A 15,262-nucleotide genomic window follows, 5' to 3' on the forward strand; every position below is an offset into this window, starting at 1 on the left:
CAATTTACAGCATTAACCATTTTTGGCATATGAAATTTACAAAACCTTCGCTTACATTTTGGCAAATCATCAACATGAATGTTGGCTTTTTTGGTATTCAATACAGTTTTGCCCTGCAGCAAAATGCAGTAAACCCAATCTATAAATTCTTGGGTGCCCAAAATGGCGATTTACCCATGTTGCAAATTGCCGGCCCCGTAACCGGTTTACTTATACAACCTATTATTGGCGCTATGAGCGATAAAACCTGGCATCCGCGCTGGGGCCGCCGTAAGCCCTATTTTCTTATTGGCGCCATATTTTGCAGTATTTGTTTATTCCTGTTTCCATTTAGCAGTGCTTTATGGATGGCGGTTGGTTTGTTGTGGATTTTAGATGCTGCCAATAACACGGCCATGGAGCCTTACCGCGCCTTTGTGGCCGATAAATTAAACACCGAACAACAACCCACCGGCTTTCTGGCACAAAGTTTTTTTACCGGTTTTGGACAAACACTGGGCACTTTATCGCTATTCCTTTTTCAGTTAATTCCTTTTCTTACTACCGAAAATAGCAATGGTATCCCCTATTGGGTGTATGCTTCCTTTTTCTTTGGCGCCTTTTGCAGTATTACCAGTGTAATGTGGAGTAATAAAACAACACCTGAAATTCCACCAACCCCCGAAGAGCTTGCCGAACTTAGAAGCAAAAAAATTAGCATTGCCACCCCTTTTATAGAAATTTTTGAAGCTATTAAAGATATGCCCGCCAATATGTGGCGGCTGTTTTGTGTGTACCTGTTTCAATGGTTTGCGCTTAAGTGTTACTGGGATTATAAGGACCTTACCATTGCCCAAACTATATTTCATACCACCGATAGTTCCGCTGCCAATAAAACCTATCAGGAAGCTGTTGGCTGGGGCGGACTAATCAGCGGCTGGACCAATATTATTACCTTTCTCTCTGCCTTTGTACTCGTTTGGTTTGCCCGAAAAAAAGGGGCCAAAATGGTACATAGCGTTTGCTTATTAATGGCGGCAGCGGCATTGTTTACGTTCCCGCATATTGACAATAAATACCTGGTTTTTTTACCTTTAATTGGCTTTGGTATTGCCTGGGCAAGTATGATGGGAGTACCCTATTTGTTAATTGTAAACGATATTCCAAAAAGCAGGTATGGGGTGTATATGGGTATAATTAACATGATGATTGTGATACCCATGCTTATTTACTCGTTAACATTTGGCGCTATTTTTAATAATTTTCTTAACCAGGAACCTATTAATGCCATTTATTTCAGCGCCAGTTTTTTGTTAATTGCCTCGTTGCTAACCCTGCTAATTAAAAGCAAAAAAGTGGCCGACGATGCTGTTATACCAATGGGCGGCGGACATTAATAAAAGGCAATATTTGGTAGCCTGCAGTGGTGCAATTATGAAGCTTTACTTGCGTCGCACACTGCAGGGTTCGGATAATAACCGGGCAAAAAAGCAAAGCGTAGTAAAGAACAGAAATTTTTGTATTTGCCTTTGGCAGTTAAGTTGCCACACAATCCAAACGTACAGGAGTGCGACGCAACGGATGCCACATACTGATTAATAAGTTGGGCTAAAAAGATAAAAAATATAACCATGAAAATATTATGTATTGGTGAAGCTTTAATAGATATGATTTGTGTTGACAAAGGCAAATCCCTCACCGAAGGCAACAATTTTCTAAAGAAAGCCGGTGGTGCGCCAACTAATGTTGCGGCAGCTATTGCAGCCCTGGGCGGAGAGGTAGAACTGGCCGCTAAAGTTGGTATAGACCCTTTTGGTACGCACATGATTGAGGTAATGGAATCGTTTAAGGTTAGTACCAAATGGGTGTTTAGGGATGAGCAATACTTTACCACATTTGCTTTTGTATCGCTGATGGAAAATGGCGAACGCGATTTCTATTTTAACCGTGGTGCAGATGGGCAACTAACTGCTGATGAAATAGAAGCCATAGACCTTAGCGGTGTTTCTATTATTCACTTTGGCTCGGCAACAGCATTTTTACCCGGCCCCTTGCAAGCAGCCTATGTGCATTTGCTGCAAAAAGCCTTAAAACAAAATATATACATCAGTTTCGACCCCAATTACAGGCACTTACTTATTAAAAACGATACCGCATCATTTATCAACCAATGCTGGCATTTTTTAGAAAATTGCCACTTTTTTAAAGTAAGCGATGAGGAAGCCATGCTACTTACCGCCACCCAAACATTGGATGAGGCTGTAGCAGCTTTACTGGTAAAAACAACTGCTGTTTTTACCATTACATTAGGTAAAGAAGGTACTTTACTGGGCCTGAATAATACAACCACCATTATACCAAGTATATCGGTACAACCGGTAGACACCACCGGGGCAGGAGATGCTTTTGTTGGGGCTGCCTTGTACCAGCTAAAAGATTTTTCTGTTGCGCAAATACAATCGCTTACAGCTGCAGACTGGCATAAAATAATCAGCAACGCCAATAAAGCCGGTGCCCGCACCTGCGAATATTTGGGCGCTATGGAAGCTTTTAAACATTTAAGCAACGATATTTTTAATTAAGCCTTATTTAGATTTATGTACAATTATTCATTGCACCAGCACATTAACCAAAGTTTGCTTAAAATGGAGCTGGACATTACTGGCAAAGACAATTTATTTTATACACGTTTTATGGCCAATGCATCTGCATTGCGCTCTTTGTATACTGATTTATATGGCAGCCACCAAAAGGCCGAAGAGGTATTTAATGCACTGATAAATACTATTAGCCAGGCATACATCAACAGGCCTGATGCCTTACAAAAAGCTGATTTGATAAAACAACAAAATGGCATTTGGTTTTTAAGCAATGATATTACAGGTATGAGTTTATATGTTGACCGTTTTTGCGGCAACCTGGCCAACATGCCCGCCAAACTGGATTATTTTAAAGAACTGGGTGTAAACTTTTTACACCTGATGCCCATATTCGAAAGTCCGCAGGGGGAAAGTGATGGTGGTTATGCGGTTTCAAATTTCAGGAAGGTGGATGATCGTTTTGGTACATTGGAAGATTTGCAAACATTAAAAGCAAAAATGAGTGCAGAGCAAATGTACCTGATGGTGGACATTGTGTTAAACCATACCAGTTACAGGCATGAATGGGCAGAGAAAGCAAAAGGCGGCGATAAAAATTATCAGGATTATTTTTATATGTTCGACGACCGCAGCTTGCCGGATGCCTACGAAAAAGCAATGCCCGAAATTTTTCCTGAAGCCGCACCTGGTAGTTTTACTTATGTGCCTGAATGTAATAAATGGGTAATGACGGTTTTTCATAATTACCAGTGGGATTTGAATTACAAAAACCCGGTGGTATTTAATGCGATGCTGGACAATATATTATTCTACGCCAACCTGGGCATAGATATTTTGCGCATAGATGCCCCGGCCTTTATTTGGAAAGAAGTTGGTACCAGTTGCCAGAATTTGCCGCAAGCCCATACCCTGTTACAACTTATAAAACAATGTGTGCAAATAGCCGCCCCCGGCATGGCATTACTGGGAGAAGCGATTGTAGCACCCAAAGAAATTCTTAAATATTTTGGAACAGGGCTTGCCACCGCCAAAGAATGCGATTTTGCTTATAATGCCACGCAAATGGCAGTGCAATGGGATGCTTTGGCAACAGGCGATGTTCGGGTGTTAATGGCTGCACAGGAAGAAGTATTAAAAAAACCATATGGCACTTCGTGGATTACCTATACCCGTTGCCATGATGATATTGGTTTGGGTTATGAGGATTATATGATTAGCGATGCAGGTTTTAACCCCTATGAACACCGTAAGTTTCTAAAAGAATATTATGGTGGCACCCATCCGGTTTCTCCGGCTACCGGGGCGCTTTTTTCGGTAAATCCTAAAACACAGGATGCCCGTATTAGTGGCTCACTTGCTTCTTTATGCGGACTGGAAAAAGCATTGGCAGCCAATCATGAAACTGCTATTAATACTGCCGTGCAAAAAATTTTACTAATGCAGGCCGTTAGCTTTTTCTTAGGTGGTGTACCTATGTTATTTTATGGGGATGAGCTTGGTTATACCAACGATTATTCTTACCTGGAAGATCCAGGTAAAAGTTATGATAACCGCTGGATGCACCGGCCTGTAATTGACTGGAATAAAAACGACCAAATACATATTGAAGGTAGCATTGAACAGCGCATTTTTACTGCTACACAGCAACTGATTAAACTGCGTAAACAGTTGCCAATGATTGCTGATAATAAAAATATTCATTGGCTAAATATTTACAATATTCATGTAGCTGGTTATATAAGGGCACTTAATGAGAAAAAATTATTTTGCCTGTATAATTTTTCAAACAGGGCATCCTATTTAACCTGGTATGCGTTAAAAGAGCATGGCATACCACCCACTGTTTTGTTTGACCACTGGAGTAAAACAACCTATACTGTTGGCCGGGATGATGAGTATTTTATTTTAGCGCCATATTCTTTTTATCTGCTGGAGCAAATGTAATTTGGTTTATAATCCATTTGGTAAAAAGAAATTGTTTTGGGCATTGCTATTTTTATTAAAAGCAGCATTAATAAATAAATATTTGCCTGTATTACTATGCCATTTACTCCATTGCCAAACAAACTGCAACTATCTACGGCTACAAACAAAGCAGTGGTGCTTTTTTTAGGTGCAATGGCTTTGTGCTTATTTTCATGCAAAAAAGAGTTTAGTTACGAGGGCGGACCAATTATCTCCGGTAATAATTTATTAATTAGAAAAGTTACCTATAATGCACTAGGAGACAGTTCGGTAACTACCTATACATATGATAGTTTAAAGAGGGTAATTGAGGTAATTTCGAATAGTGGCATAGGAAGTGCTGACATGTCTAGTTTTACTACCCGTCTGTATAGAGATGTATTGGGGCGTGTTGATAGTGTATATAGGGAGGTGCAGGGTTCAGTCTTTACCAATAGTTATGTGAGGTATTATTACAACTTAGAAAATCAACTTACATATTCCATTGAAATAAGAAACCCGCTTAATGCACAACAAACCCTTATAGACAGTGCTGCGTATACCTACACTGGCGATGCCCTTACTGCCAAAACAGATTATTTTAGTGATACCTCAAGACAATATGATAGCATACCAGACCAGCAGTTTTTATACACCTATGATGCCGGTAAAAACATACAGCATATTGCTTTTATAAATTATTTTGAGGAAAACGGTATAAAAACCTCTATCACCACCAATATTTTTTACACCTACGACAATTATACAAATCCATTACCTCAGGATGGATATGGGTATGCCTTTTTTGTAAATCTGAGCTTTATAAATTACTTGCATAGAAATAATATACTTTCCGTACAATCATCTGAGGCTGATTATATTGATGAAACGCATAGGTATGAGTATAATTCTGCCCACCTGCCTGTAAAAGAAATACTCACTAATCAGGGAACTAATTTTACTACCTACTATTATTATAAATAGCAATATTCAAATGTGTTGTTGTTGCAGTTGTTGTTGCAGTACAAGTGTGCGACGCAAGTAAAGCATCATTAATAAACTGAAGCACGGCCAACCATTATTTGTGCCAATAGGCGTTTACCCTTTGTTTGGCATTGTTGCGTACGCTGAGGTAATACAAATTAAAATCGGCAATATGATAATTGGTGGTATTGAAAAAAATGTTTCCAAAGAAATGTGGTTTTACCGTCCACAAAACGCCGTTATGAATTTCGGCATTGGCTACGCCGGGAATAATTTTATTAAAATTACGTAACACGCCACCAGGATTTGCTTTGCGGGAAACCAAGGGTGTATCGGCGTTCCAGCTAATGGGGTTAGTAACAATGGCAGTATAGGTTTCTTTTTGAACAAATGAATCTATATGTCCCTCTTTAAAAGTACGCCAACTACAAATACAACCTGTGGCTGTTGGCGTGGTGCAGGGTTTAATATGCTGCAAATAATCCGGCGCAATTGGCATGCCTGCAAGGTAGGCTACTACCAGCTTTGGTTGTAATTCAGTACCATCAAAGAACTCTTTCAATAATCGTTTGGCATGTGTACTGCCCTGGCTATGTGATGCAATAATAATGGGGCGACCATTATTATAATTAGCCATATAATAGGCAAAAGCCGCTTTTATATCCTGATAGGCAAGATCGAACGCCGCAATGGCCGCTGCAGTATCTGTTGGAAAATAAGCATAATAGTTTGCCTGCCTGTATCTTGGCGCAAATACCCTGCCGCTGGCATTAAATATACTGGCCTGGTATAATATGCTGGCATTATCAGTTGTATTATTGATGGCGGCATTATCTATGGGGGCATTCAATCCATAAGGCATTGCTTTATCCAGATAAGAAGTAGGATAAAGAAAAAACACATCTACACTGGTATCGGGTGCATATTGTTTACGCAGGGGCTTTGGCACACTATCGGATGGATCTTTTTTCCAGGGATGTGCAGCCCAATTTTGCATATCGCTAAAATCAGGTGTACCATCGGCTAACACTTTTGATGGAGTACCGGTTACAGCCAAATATGTTTTTGAACTGCAGCTTACCAACATCATTATTACCCATAAAAAAACACCGCCTGTACGTAAATATTTCATTTGTGTTATTCTTTAATATTATAGGTGGCCATTAATTTTAGCAGTACGCCATTGGTCCACCCAAACCCATCCTGCGATGGGTATTCGCCACCACCTGCATCCAGATGGGTATCTGTAACATTATACTTTTCCATAAGTTTACCGGTACTCTTAAATACTTTTACATTAAGGCCTACCCAACGCTGGGCAATATCTTTTGCTTCAGTGGTAAAGCCATAATTATCCAGTCCTTTTATAGCCATATACTCCAATGGTGCCCAACCATTTGGCGCATCCCATTGCTGACCACTATTTTTTAAAGTGGTAACTACCCCACCGGCTTTTACAAAATCATTTTGCAGCACCGCTACCATTGCTGTAGCATTGGCCGCAGGTGCCACATTAAAAAACAAAGGTTGTATACCTGCAATGGTCTTTTCTTTACTAAGGCTTTTGGTTGTAATATTATAATCGTAATACCAATGCTGGGTTTTGTTATAACAGTATTTATTAATTGCCGTTTTGCGCTTGGCAGCCAGTTGATTATAATAATTCATCTCTACCAGGTTGCCTGTTTCTTTACTGGCTTTACCCAAGGTTAATTCCAGCTGATAAAGCAAGCAATTTAGATCTACCGGGATAAGATTAGTGGTTTGAATACTGGCCATACTTTTTCCATCAGCAAACCAGCGGGTACTAAAATCCCAACCTGTTTCGGCACAGGTTCTCAGGTTTTTGTATAATAGTTTTCTGTTGGCACTTTTTATGCCAAGAAGAGAATCTTCATAAAAAGATTCCTGCCGGGGCCTGATATCCTGATCGTAATACCGGTTTAGAATACTACCGTCGGGCATTTTTACTACATGCTTTGTTTTACTTGTTTTATCCATCCAATAGGCATATTCTTTTTGCAGGGCATTTTTATACAATGCATACACCACCGTACCCTTTTTCTCTTCCAGCAATTGCAGCATCATAGCAAAAAAAGGTGGTTGAGAACGGCTTAAATAATAGCTTCTGTTGCCGTTGGGTATATGTCCATAAGTGGTTATTAGCGCTGCAAAATTATTAATCATGTCTTCCATCAAATCGTAACGGTTACTTTCCTGCAAACCAAGCATGGTAAAATAAGAATCCCAGTAATATATTTCTCTAAACCTGCCGCCTGGTACAATATAGGCGCCGGGCAAAGGCAGTAAAGAGCTGCCGGCCACAGGTTTATCTGCATTGCGTTGCAGGGCATCCCATAAGCGGGTAATGTGCGCTTTCACCTCTTCATTGGCTTCGGTTTTAAAACCTTCTGTAGGTGGTGCAGGCACCACAAAATTTTCATCTACAAAAAGCTTTAATGAAAATTTGATTGCCGGGTTACTGGTGGCAGCCAAATAATCGGCAACAATATCTTTTGGGTTACGTTTGGGAATACAATCCACAAAGGTTTTATTATCCGGAAAAATACGGCTCATTTGCACATCGGTAAATAATTTGCCATATACCATATCAGGGGTTTGCATTTGCTGGGCTTCGGCTGCCACGCAAATTATCAGTAGTGCAAGGGTTATTATATTCTTTTTCATAGTAAGCGGTTTCAATGGGTGAAATTAGCAATTCTATTACGCAAGCCAGTAGAAAGAAGCAACTATTTTAATGCCCATTCAGGCAATTACCCATGAATGTATCTTAATATATAGGCGCAGCATGGCCATATTTTTTTTGAGCCAGACTTTTGCTCACTAATGGAGCTTTACTTGCGTCGCACTCTTGTACAGGGGAATATGGGGCGGCTATTTTCTGCTGTATATTATTTTATGAACAAATGGCTTATGGCAATAGAATTACAACCCAACCTCTTGCTGCACAAAGTGCTGAAACCTGAAGAGTGCGACGCAAGTAAAGCCTCATGCCTATTCTGCTGTTTGGTCACAAAAATTTAGGGGTGTAACATTCAAAATCCCGCCTGAATGAACAGGACGGGATTTTTAGTTCTCATGTGCAAAGCGTTTATTTATAGATGGCTATTTGGTTTTCTCCTTCGCTGTTTTTAGTGCCGCGGTACATGCCCTCGCTATTAAAAATCATGGCTGTATTGCCTTTTGCATCTACGCCAATCATGCCGCCTTCGCCGCCAATTTTTACCAGTTTTTCCATTACAACGGTATGCATAGCATCTTGTAAGGAAAGGTTTTTATATTCCATTAAACAGCTTACATCGTATGCGGCTACAGCCCTTATAAACAACTCGCCATGGCCGGTACAGCTTATGGCGCAGGTTTGGTTATTGGCATAAGTGCCGCTGCCAATTATAGGGCTATCGCCCACCCGGCCAAATTGCTTATTGGTCATACCACCGGTGCTGGTTGCTGCGGCAATATTGCCCTGTGCATCGCAGGCGGCGGCACCTACTGTACCAAACTTTTTCTCGTGCAATGGTGCATCTGGTTTAGAATGGTCTAAGGCATAGTTGTTTGAGTGTTGCATGTCCTTCCATTGGTTAAACCGAAACTGCGAAAAAAAGTAGGCATCGGGCTCCATTAAAATGCCCTGGCTAACTGCAAACTCATTGGCCCCATCGCCACTTAAAAATACATGATCGCTTTTTTCCATTACAGCTTTGGCCAGTGTTATGGGATTGCGCACATTGCTAATACCACTAACAGCACCCGCCATTAATTGTTTGCCCTCCATAATGGAGGCATCCATTTCGTGGCCGCCTTTTTTGGTAAATACCGATCCGCAACCTGCATTAAAAAGAATATTATCTTCCAGTGCGGTAACTGCAGCATGAACTGCATCTACCGCCGTACCGCCATTTTGCAGAATGGCATACCCGATATTTAATGCATATTGCAAAGCTTGTTTATAGGCATTCTCCTGTTCGGCAGTTATATCCTGTTGCAGAATAGTGCCGGCACCACCGTGAATAACCAATGAGAATTTTTGCATACGTGTTGGCGGGTATATATTAAGCCGGTGAAAGTATATATTTTACACAGCAATAAATTCTAAGTTTTGAAGACATTCATTAAAAGACGTTTAACATTTACGGATATTTTTTGGATACTGATTAACCTTGTACCCTTATGGGGTGTTTGGTTTGCCGGCTGGAATGCCAAAGAAGTGTTTCTGGTATATTGTATGGAAAGTATTATTGCCGGTGGCTATAATATTATTATGATGCTGGCTACCACGATGGTTATAAAGAAAGATGCATGGTCTAATGGGGGAGAATCCACAATGGTGTCAGGGTATTTTTTTATCCTGTTTTTTATAGTACACTATGGCTTTTTTGTTTTTATACAGATGAGTTTGTTTTTAAGTATTTCTGGTATTGGACAGGATAGTTTTGGGCCTTTTGCACTTATCTCTTTTATTTTAAATGTTGGGCACTATTTATCAGCCGATACACTTAATTTATTATGGCTTTTTGTGGCTGCTTATGGCTTTACAGTTTTAAAAGATTTTTTTGTTACCGGTGCTTATAAAACTGCATCATTAAACAACCTGCTTTTTGCGCCATATGCAAGGATATTTGTACAACAGTTTTGTGTGATTATCGGTGCTTTTTTATTAGCCTTTAACCTGGGTAATGTTTTTATTATGGTTTTTGTAGTTGTGAAAATATTTTTTGAATTTTTACTGGATTTCAAGGCTATTATTAGCCAAAAAATTTTGGAAGCCAGCAAGAATAATAAGACAGGCAGTTTGTAAATTATATAAGTAGAAACTATATTGACTGTAGTTACATGCTGCCATAGTTGCTATGGCACAAGTGTGCGACGCAAGTAAAGTTGCATGATGCTTTTTTGCCTGGCTAATTAAAGGCTGTTTATCAATTTCACTATATATGCAGGAGGCTACACTCTGCCAGCAGTTTGGCTTTATCAATAGCCACGGTACCTACATCTTCGCAAACCAGTCCGCCAGCCAGATTGGCTATTTGTGCCGTTAAAATAATATCTTTTGTAACGGCATATACCAAAGAAGCTACAGCAATAACGGTATCGCCGGCGCCGCTTACATCGGCTATTTTGCGCATGTGAGAAGGGATGATTTTGGCAAAATCATTTTTTTGAATGTATACCCCTTTTTCGGATAAAGTGATGAATGAAATTTGGTGCGCCAATACCTGATGCAGTTGTTGGTGGATATTATTTAAAACCGGTTCTTCTACCTGATCGAAAATAAAATTGAGCGCTTCTTTTACTTCTTTTAAGTTGGGTTTAAATATATCAACCTCTTTATAGGAAAAGAAATTTTTGCGTTTGGGATCTACGGTTGTAACTATATTATTTGCCTTACAATATGCAATTAATTTTGCAATAAGCGATTGTGTTAATACGCCTTTGTTATAGTCCTCGAAAATAACCAAAGCAGGCTGATATTGCTGGGCATAGGTAATAAAATTATTGTATAGCTGTAGCTCGTCGTCGTTGGTGATATCATGCACCATTTCTGCATCCAAACGCATCATTTGTTGATTGCGGCTAAGAATTCGGATTTTATTGGTGGTGATTCTTTCTTTGCTTTTTAATATGAATTGAACATCTATGTTTTCTTGCTGCAATAGGCTCAATAAAATATCAGCATCAGCATCGTTGCCAATTACAGAAAACAATGTTGTTTCGGCGCCCAGCGATATGGTATTTAATGCCACATTACCTGCACCACCAATACGCTGCTCTTTTTTATGCATAGCAACAATGGGAACAGGGGCCTCAGGGGATATACGATCTACCGAACCCCACCAATAGGTATCCAACATTACATCCCCCACAACAGCCACCTTTAGGCTGGAGAAATCGTTGAATAACTTTTCGAAATTAAACATGGCAGCACTTTTAAATTTCTGTTGTATCTGTATTATTCGATTTTTTATTGCTGGCCACTGCTATATAATATAATGGAATACCTATGCAGGCAATTATTAAGCCCGGCCAGGTAAACTCTGGTTTATAAATAATAAGCAATACACAAAACGAAATACCCATTATTACATAAATAGCAGGTAATATGGGATAGCCAAATGCTTTGTAAGGTCTTTCTGCATCAGGCATTTTTTTTCTTAGAATAAATATGCCAATAATAGTGAGCACGTAAAAAATTACCACAATAAAGGATACCATATCCAGTAAATCTCCATAACGACCACTAAGACAAAGAATGGCAGCAACTGCACATTGTGCCCATAAGGCCCATGCAGGTACAGCATTTTTATTTAGAGTGCCTGCCTTTTTGAAGAACACTCCATCTTTGGCCATGGTATAATATACCCTTGCGCCGGAAAGTATTAAGCCATTATCGCAACCAAACGTTGAAATCATAATCATTAATGCAATTACAACAGTACCTGCATTACCAAAAATTATATTGGCAGCTGCAACCGCAATTCTGTCTTTTTCAACATGCGCCAGGGTTTCTAATGGCAACACAGAAATATACATGAGATTGGTAGAAACATAAATTACAGTTACTATTAGTGTACCCAAAAAAAGACTTAGGCCAATATTGCGTTGGGGATTTTTTATTTCACCTGCAATAAATGTTACATTATTCCAGGCATCGCTGCTAAATACCGAGCCAACCATGGCTGCTGCAATACCACCCATTAAGGCCGTACCAGCAATGGGTGTAATATTAAAACCTGTTGATGGATTGCAGGCGTCTATTAAGGTTGCTTTTGTAGCTACCCAGGCATTTTGCCAGTTTGCGTTCCATACATCAGCATTAAAGGCAAAAAAACCTGCCACAATAAGTCCGAATAAAGAGAGCAGTTTGGTACTCGTAAATATATTTTGAATCCATTTACTTCCTTTTACACCTCGCGTATTGGTATAGGTAAGAAAAGCAATTAAACCTATTGAAACAATTTGCGCAGCACTAACCGAAAAATAAGTGGCATTACCACAGGCATCTACCCCGGTTTGCAGACTAAATAGCTTATTATCCTCACTTAATACGGGTAATAAATAAGCGGCAAACTTGCTAAAGGCAACGCCTACAGCTGCAATGGTTCCTGTTTGTATAACCGAAAAAAAACTCCAGCCGTATAAGAAGGCAACAAGCGGATTATAAGATTCTTTTAAATACACATACTGCCCACCGGCTTTAGGAAACATGGCACTTAGTTCCCCATAACTCAAAGCGGCTGTTAGCGTCATAAAGCCAGTAATTAACCAAACACCTATTAACCAGCCGGCACTACCTACATTACGGGTAATATCTGCACTTACAATAAAAATACCCGACCCAATCATGCTGCCTGCCACTAACATGGTTCCATCCCATAAGCCTAAACTGGGTTTAAATGTAGAAGACTGTTCTGCCATACTAATCTGGTTTATAAATAGCTGATAAAAATGATTTTACCTAACAAAAAACCCCGATGTTATTTCAGCGGGGTTTGAAGATATAAAATATGTTTGAAGATTATTTAGTCTTGGTTTTTTTATAGCTTTCGTTAAGGCCTTTTACTATATCGGGGGTTATATCCCTGATGGTATCTTTATAATACAGGTAATCGCTTTCATTAGAGGCAAATACATATGCATAGCCTTTATTTATTGAATACTCCTTTAAATAGGTTTGAATAGCCAATTTAACGGCTTGTAATTTTTCAGCGGTTTCTGCCTGCATCTCCTGACCTAAGGTTTGCTCAGTTTCAGTATAATCATTTTGTAATTTCATCAATACCTGCTGGTATTCTCCTTGCTCATTTTGGCTAAGGTTGGGGCCTTTTTGCTGAAACTCTTTTAGTTTGGCCAGATAACTATTTTTAATACGGTTTAGCTTATCAGCATTTTCCTGATCCTTTTTAGTTAGTACATCTCTAACCTCTTTGTAATATTCATAATTGTCCTGCAATGAATCCAGTTCAAAATAAGCTATTTTAAAAGAGTTTAGTATGGCGGCTTTATCATTGGCCTTATTATGCATGTCCTCATTTGTATAACTATAATGCAGGTAAAATAAAAAGGCAACTGCTGCCACCAAAACAATATTGAGCGTAATTAAAACCTTATTCATTACTATGTATTATGGTATATAAATGGCGGTGAAGTTAACTGCATAGCAAAAAAAAAATTGTTAAGAAAATCATAACGAAAAATATTTTACCAATTTATATGTTCAGGAATTAAAGCCATATCTATTATACAGTATTATTGAAGGATGGAACTAAGAACATTCTAATAGGCAATTTATATACGCTATGACTGTTTTAATGATGCCATGAAAACGGGACCATGAACCGAGCGTGGCAAGAGGCGATGCCATTTTTTTTACAGCCGACCAACAAAAAAGGCCTTTTGTTGAAAGGAAAATCTTTATTTAGCCTTAAAATATTAATGCAGCAGATTGTTTTCGTATTAATAAACTAATTTACAAATTCACTTTATTAATTGTATTTGCCATATGAAATGTAGAACCCATTTAATTTGCCTTTTGTTTTTATGTGTAGCACTTTTATCGTCCTGTAGCAAAGGAGGCGGTGGCGGCAGTACCCCTACACCTACCGGACCCACCGCCAGTATTAACAGTGTGGCTGATGACAGAACTACCGCTGGCACAACCTTTAGTTTTACGGTATCGCTTAGTGCCAAAACCGACAAGGATGTTAGTATACATTATTCTACTTTGAACGGAACCGCAGAAGCGGCCAAGGATTATACCGCCACCAACGGCACACTTACCATTGCAGCAGGTAGTACATCAGCAAAAATTGAAGTGCCCATTTTAGGAGATAGTTTGCGAAAAGCTAACCAGTATTTTTATGTTCAATTGGATGCCCCACAAAATTGTACCCTTAAAACCAGCAAGGGTTCTGGTACCATAAAAAATGAAAACGGCACTTATTTTCCTGTAGATAATACCGGTTTTACCACCCCAGAAACCTACGATGGATATCACCTGGCATGGTCGGATGAATTTAGTGGAAAGTCTGTTAATGAAAATGACTGGACCTTTGAAACTGGCAATAACAATGGCTGGGGTAATGCAGAATTGGAATATTATACCGGCAGAACCCAAAATGCTTTTGTTTCCCAGGGAAATCTCATCATCGAAGCAAGGCAGGAGGCGTATAATGGCAGCCAATACACATCGGCTCGTATGATTACCAAAAACAAAAAAACCTTTCAATATGGCCGAATAGATATTCGTGCAAAGCTTCCTTCTACCAAAGGCATATGGCCAGCATTATGGTTATTGGGCAATAATATAGATCAGGTAAACTGGCCGGCTTGCGGAGAAATTGATATGATGGAACTATTGGGCCAGGAACCTAATAAAGTTTATGGCACCTTACATTATGGGGCTAACACCACACTTCACGAATCTATTGGTACCAATTATGTGCTACCTGGAGCTTCATTCGATCAGGAATTTCATGTATTTAGCCTTATCTGGGAAGAAAACAGCATCAAAATATTGATTGATGACACCCAGTTTTTTGCCGCTACAAAAGCCAATGTAACCGCGGCTTATCCATTTAATAACCCATTCTTTTTTATTTTCAATATAGCAGTAGGCGGTAACTGGCCCGGTGCACCCGATGCCAATACAGTATTTCCACAACGAATGGTGGTAGACTATGTAAGGGTATTTCAAAAATAAACCAAAGTCGGTTAAATGGTTAGCCGGCACAGGA

At 39.4% G+C, this 15,262-nt stretch carries 12 protein-coding genes; 6 read left to right on the forward strand and 6 right to left on the reverse strand.

Features of this window, described 5'->3' with window-relative positions; genetic code table 11:
- Positions 1 to 29: 29 nt before the first annotated feature.
- From GD597_RS20910 to GD597_RS20925, 4 genes are all read left to right on the forward strand, one after another.
- Positions 30 to 1,376: an MFS transporter gene (locus tag GD597_RS20910; protein ID WP_171609867.1), complete on the forward strand. Its 1,347-nt coding sequence runs from the start codon at positions 30 to 32 to the stop codon at positions 1,374 to 1,376.
- A gap of 234 nt (positions 1,377 to 1,610) precedes the next feature.
- Positions 1,611 to 2,561, forward strand: coding sequence for a carbohydrate kinase family protein (locus tag GD597_RS20915; protein ID WP_171609868.1), 951 nt, complete (start codon positions 1,611 to 1,613; stop codon positions 2,559 to 2,561).
- Between the two features lie 15 nt (positions 2,562 to 2,576).
- Complete coding sequence (locus GD597_RS20920) at positions 2,577 to 4,523, forward strand: amylosucrase (protein WP_171609869.1); 1,947 nt, start codon at positions 2,577 to 2,579, stop codon at positions 4,521 to 4,523.
- A gap of 96 nt (positions 4,524 to 4,619) precedes the next feature.
- A complete protein-coding gene (locus GD597_RS20925) occupies positions 4,620 to 5,507 on the forward strand; it encodes a hypothetical protein (RefSeq protein ID WP_171609870.1) in 888 nt (295 codons plus the stop codon).
- Positions 5,508 to 5,601: 94 nt separating this feature from the next.
- Here GD597_RS20925 and GD597_RS20930 read toward each other — a convergent pair whose 3' ends face one another.
- The 3 genes from GD597_RS20930 to GD597_RS20940 all read right to left on the reverse strand — a co-directional run bounded on the left by GD597_RS20930 (position 5,602) and on the right by GD597_RS20940 (position 9,561).
- Positions 5,602 to 6,639: a DUF3089 domain-containing protein gene (locus GD597_RS20930; protein WP_171609871.1), complete on the reverse strand. Its 1,038-nt coding sequence runs from the start codon at positions 6,637 to 6,639 to the stop codon at positions 5,602 to 5,604.
- A 5-nt stretch (positions 6,640 to 6,644) separates the two neighbouring features.
- A complete protein-coding gene (gene treF, locus GD597_RS20935; protein ID WP_171609872.1) occupies positions 6,645 to 8,195 on the reverse strand; it encodes an alpha,alpha-trehalase TreF in 1,551 nt (516 codons plus the stop codon).
- Positions 8,196 to 8,619: 424 nt separating this feature from the next.
- Positions 8,620 to 9,561: an isoaspartyl peptidase/L-asparaginase family protein gene (locus tag GD597_RS20940; RefSeq protein ID WP_171609873.1), complete on the reverse strand. Its 942-nt coding sequence runs from the start codon at positions 9,559 to 9,561 to the stop codon at positions 8,620 to 8,622.
- Positions 9,562 to 9,627: 66 nt separating this feature from the next.
- Here GD597_RS20940 and GD597_RS20945 point away from each other — a divergent pair, with 66 nt between their 5' ends.
- Positions 9,628 to 10,326, forward strand: a complete 699-nt coding sequence (locus GD597_RS20945) for a DUF6498-containing protein (RefSeq protein ID WP_171609874.1) — start codon at positions 9,628 to 9,630, stop codon at positions 10,324 to 10,326.
- Between the two features lie 130 nt (positions 10,327 to 10,456).
- On the opposite strand, the gene GD597_RS20950 is transcribed toward GD597_RS20945, so the two are convergent.
- From GD597_RS20950 to GD597_RS20960, 3 genes are all read right to left on the reverse strand, one after another.
- Positions 10,457 to 11,446 carry a bifunctional heptose 7-phosphate kinase/heptose 1-phosphate adenyltransferase gene (locus tag GD597_RS20950; RefSeq protein WP_171609875.1) on the reverse strand — a complete coding sequence of 330 codons (990 nt, stop codon included), beginning with the start codon at positions 11,444 to 11,446 and terminating at the stop codon, positions 10,457 to 10,459.
- A 10-nt stretch (positions 11,447 to 11,456) separates the two neighbouring features.
- Positions 11,457 to 12,944, reverse strand: a complete 1,488-nt coding sequence (locus GD597_RS20955; protein ID WP_171609876.1) for an APC family permease — start codon at positions 12,942 to 12,944, stop codon at positions 11,457 to 11,459.
- 100 nt (positions 12,945 to 13,044) lie between these two features.
- Complete coding sequence (locus GD597_RS20960) at positions 13,045 to 13,641, reverse strand: OmpH family outer membrane protein (protein WP_171609877.1); 597 nt, start codon at positions 13,639 to 13,641, stop codon at positions 13,045 to 13,047.
- A gap of 387 nt (positions 13,642 to 14,028) precedes the next feature.
- On the opposite strand from GD597_RS20960, the gene GD597_RS20965 reads away from it, so the two are divergent.
- Positions 14,029 to 15,228: a family 16 glycosylhydrolase gene (locus GD597_RS20965; RefSeq protein WP_171609878.1), complete on the forward strand. Its 1,200-nt coding sequence runs from the start codon at positions 14,029 to 14,031 to the stop codon at positions 15,226 to 15,228.
- Positions 15,229 to 15,262 lie beyond the last annotated feature (34 nt).

Source organism: Limnovirga soli (genome assembly GCF_013106755.1).
Taxonomy (GTDB): Bacteria; Bacteroidota; Bacteroidia; order Chitinophagales; family Chitinophagaceae; genus Limnovirga; species Limnovirga soli.

Bases quoted from the DNA above. Each gene is read 5' to 3' on its own strand.
- GD597_RS20910 (WP_171609867.1), top strand. From the start codon at position 30: ATGAAATTTACAAAACCTTCGCTTACATTTTGGCAAATCATCAACATG.
- GD597_RS20960 (WP_171609877.1), bottom strand. From the start codon at position 13,641: ATGAATAAGGTTTTAATTACGCTCAATATTGTTTTGGTGGCAGCAGTT.
- treF (WP_171609872.1), bottom strand. From the start codon at position 8,195: ATGAAAAAGAATATAATAACCCTTGCACTACTGATAATTTGCGTGGCA.
- GD597_RS20920 (WP_171609869.1), top strand. From the start codon at position 2,577: ATGTACAATTATTCATTGCACCAGCACATTAACCAAAGTTTGCTTAAA.
- GD597_RS20930 (WP_171609871.1), bottom strand. From the start codon at position 6,639: ATGAAATATTTACGTACAGGCGGTGTTTTTTTATGGGTAATAATGATG.
- GD597_RS20955 (WP_171609876.1), bottom strand. From the start codon at position 12,944: ATGGCAGAACAGTCTTCTACATTTAAACCCAGTTTAGGCTTATGGGAT.
- GD597_RS20915 (WP_171609868.1), top strand. From the start codon at position 1,611: ATGAAAATATTATGTATTGGTGAAGCTTTAATAGATATGATTTGTGTT.
- GD597_RS20950 (WP_171609875.1), bottom strand. From the start codon at position 11,446: ATGTTTAATTTCGAAAAGTTATTCAACGATTTCTCCAGCCTAAAGGTG.
- GD597_RS20925 (WP_171609870.1), top strand. From the start codon at position 4,620: ATGCCATTTACTCCATTGCCAAACAAACTGCAACTATCTACGGCTACA.
- GD597_RS20940 (WP_171609873.1), bottom strand. From the start codon at position 9,561: ATGCAAAAATTCTCATTGGTTATTCACGGTGGTGCCGGCACTATTCTG.
- GD597_RS20965 (WP_171609878.1), top strand. From the start codon at position 14,029: ATGAAATGTAGAACCCATTTAATTTGCCTTTTGTTTTTATGTGTAGCA.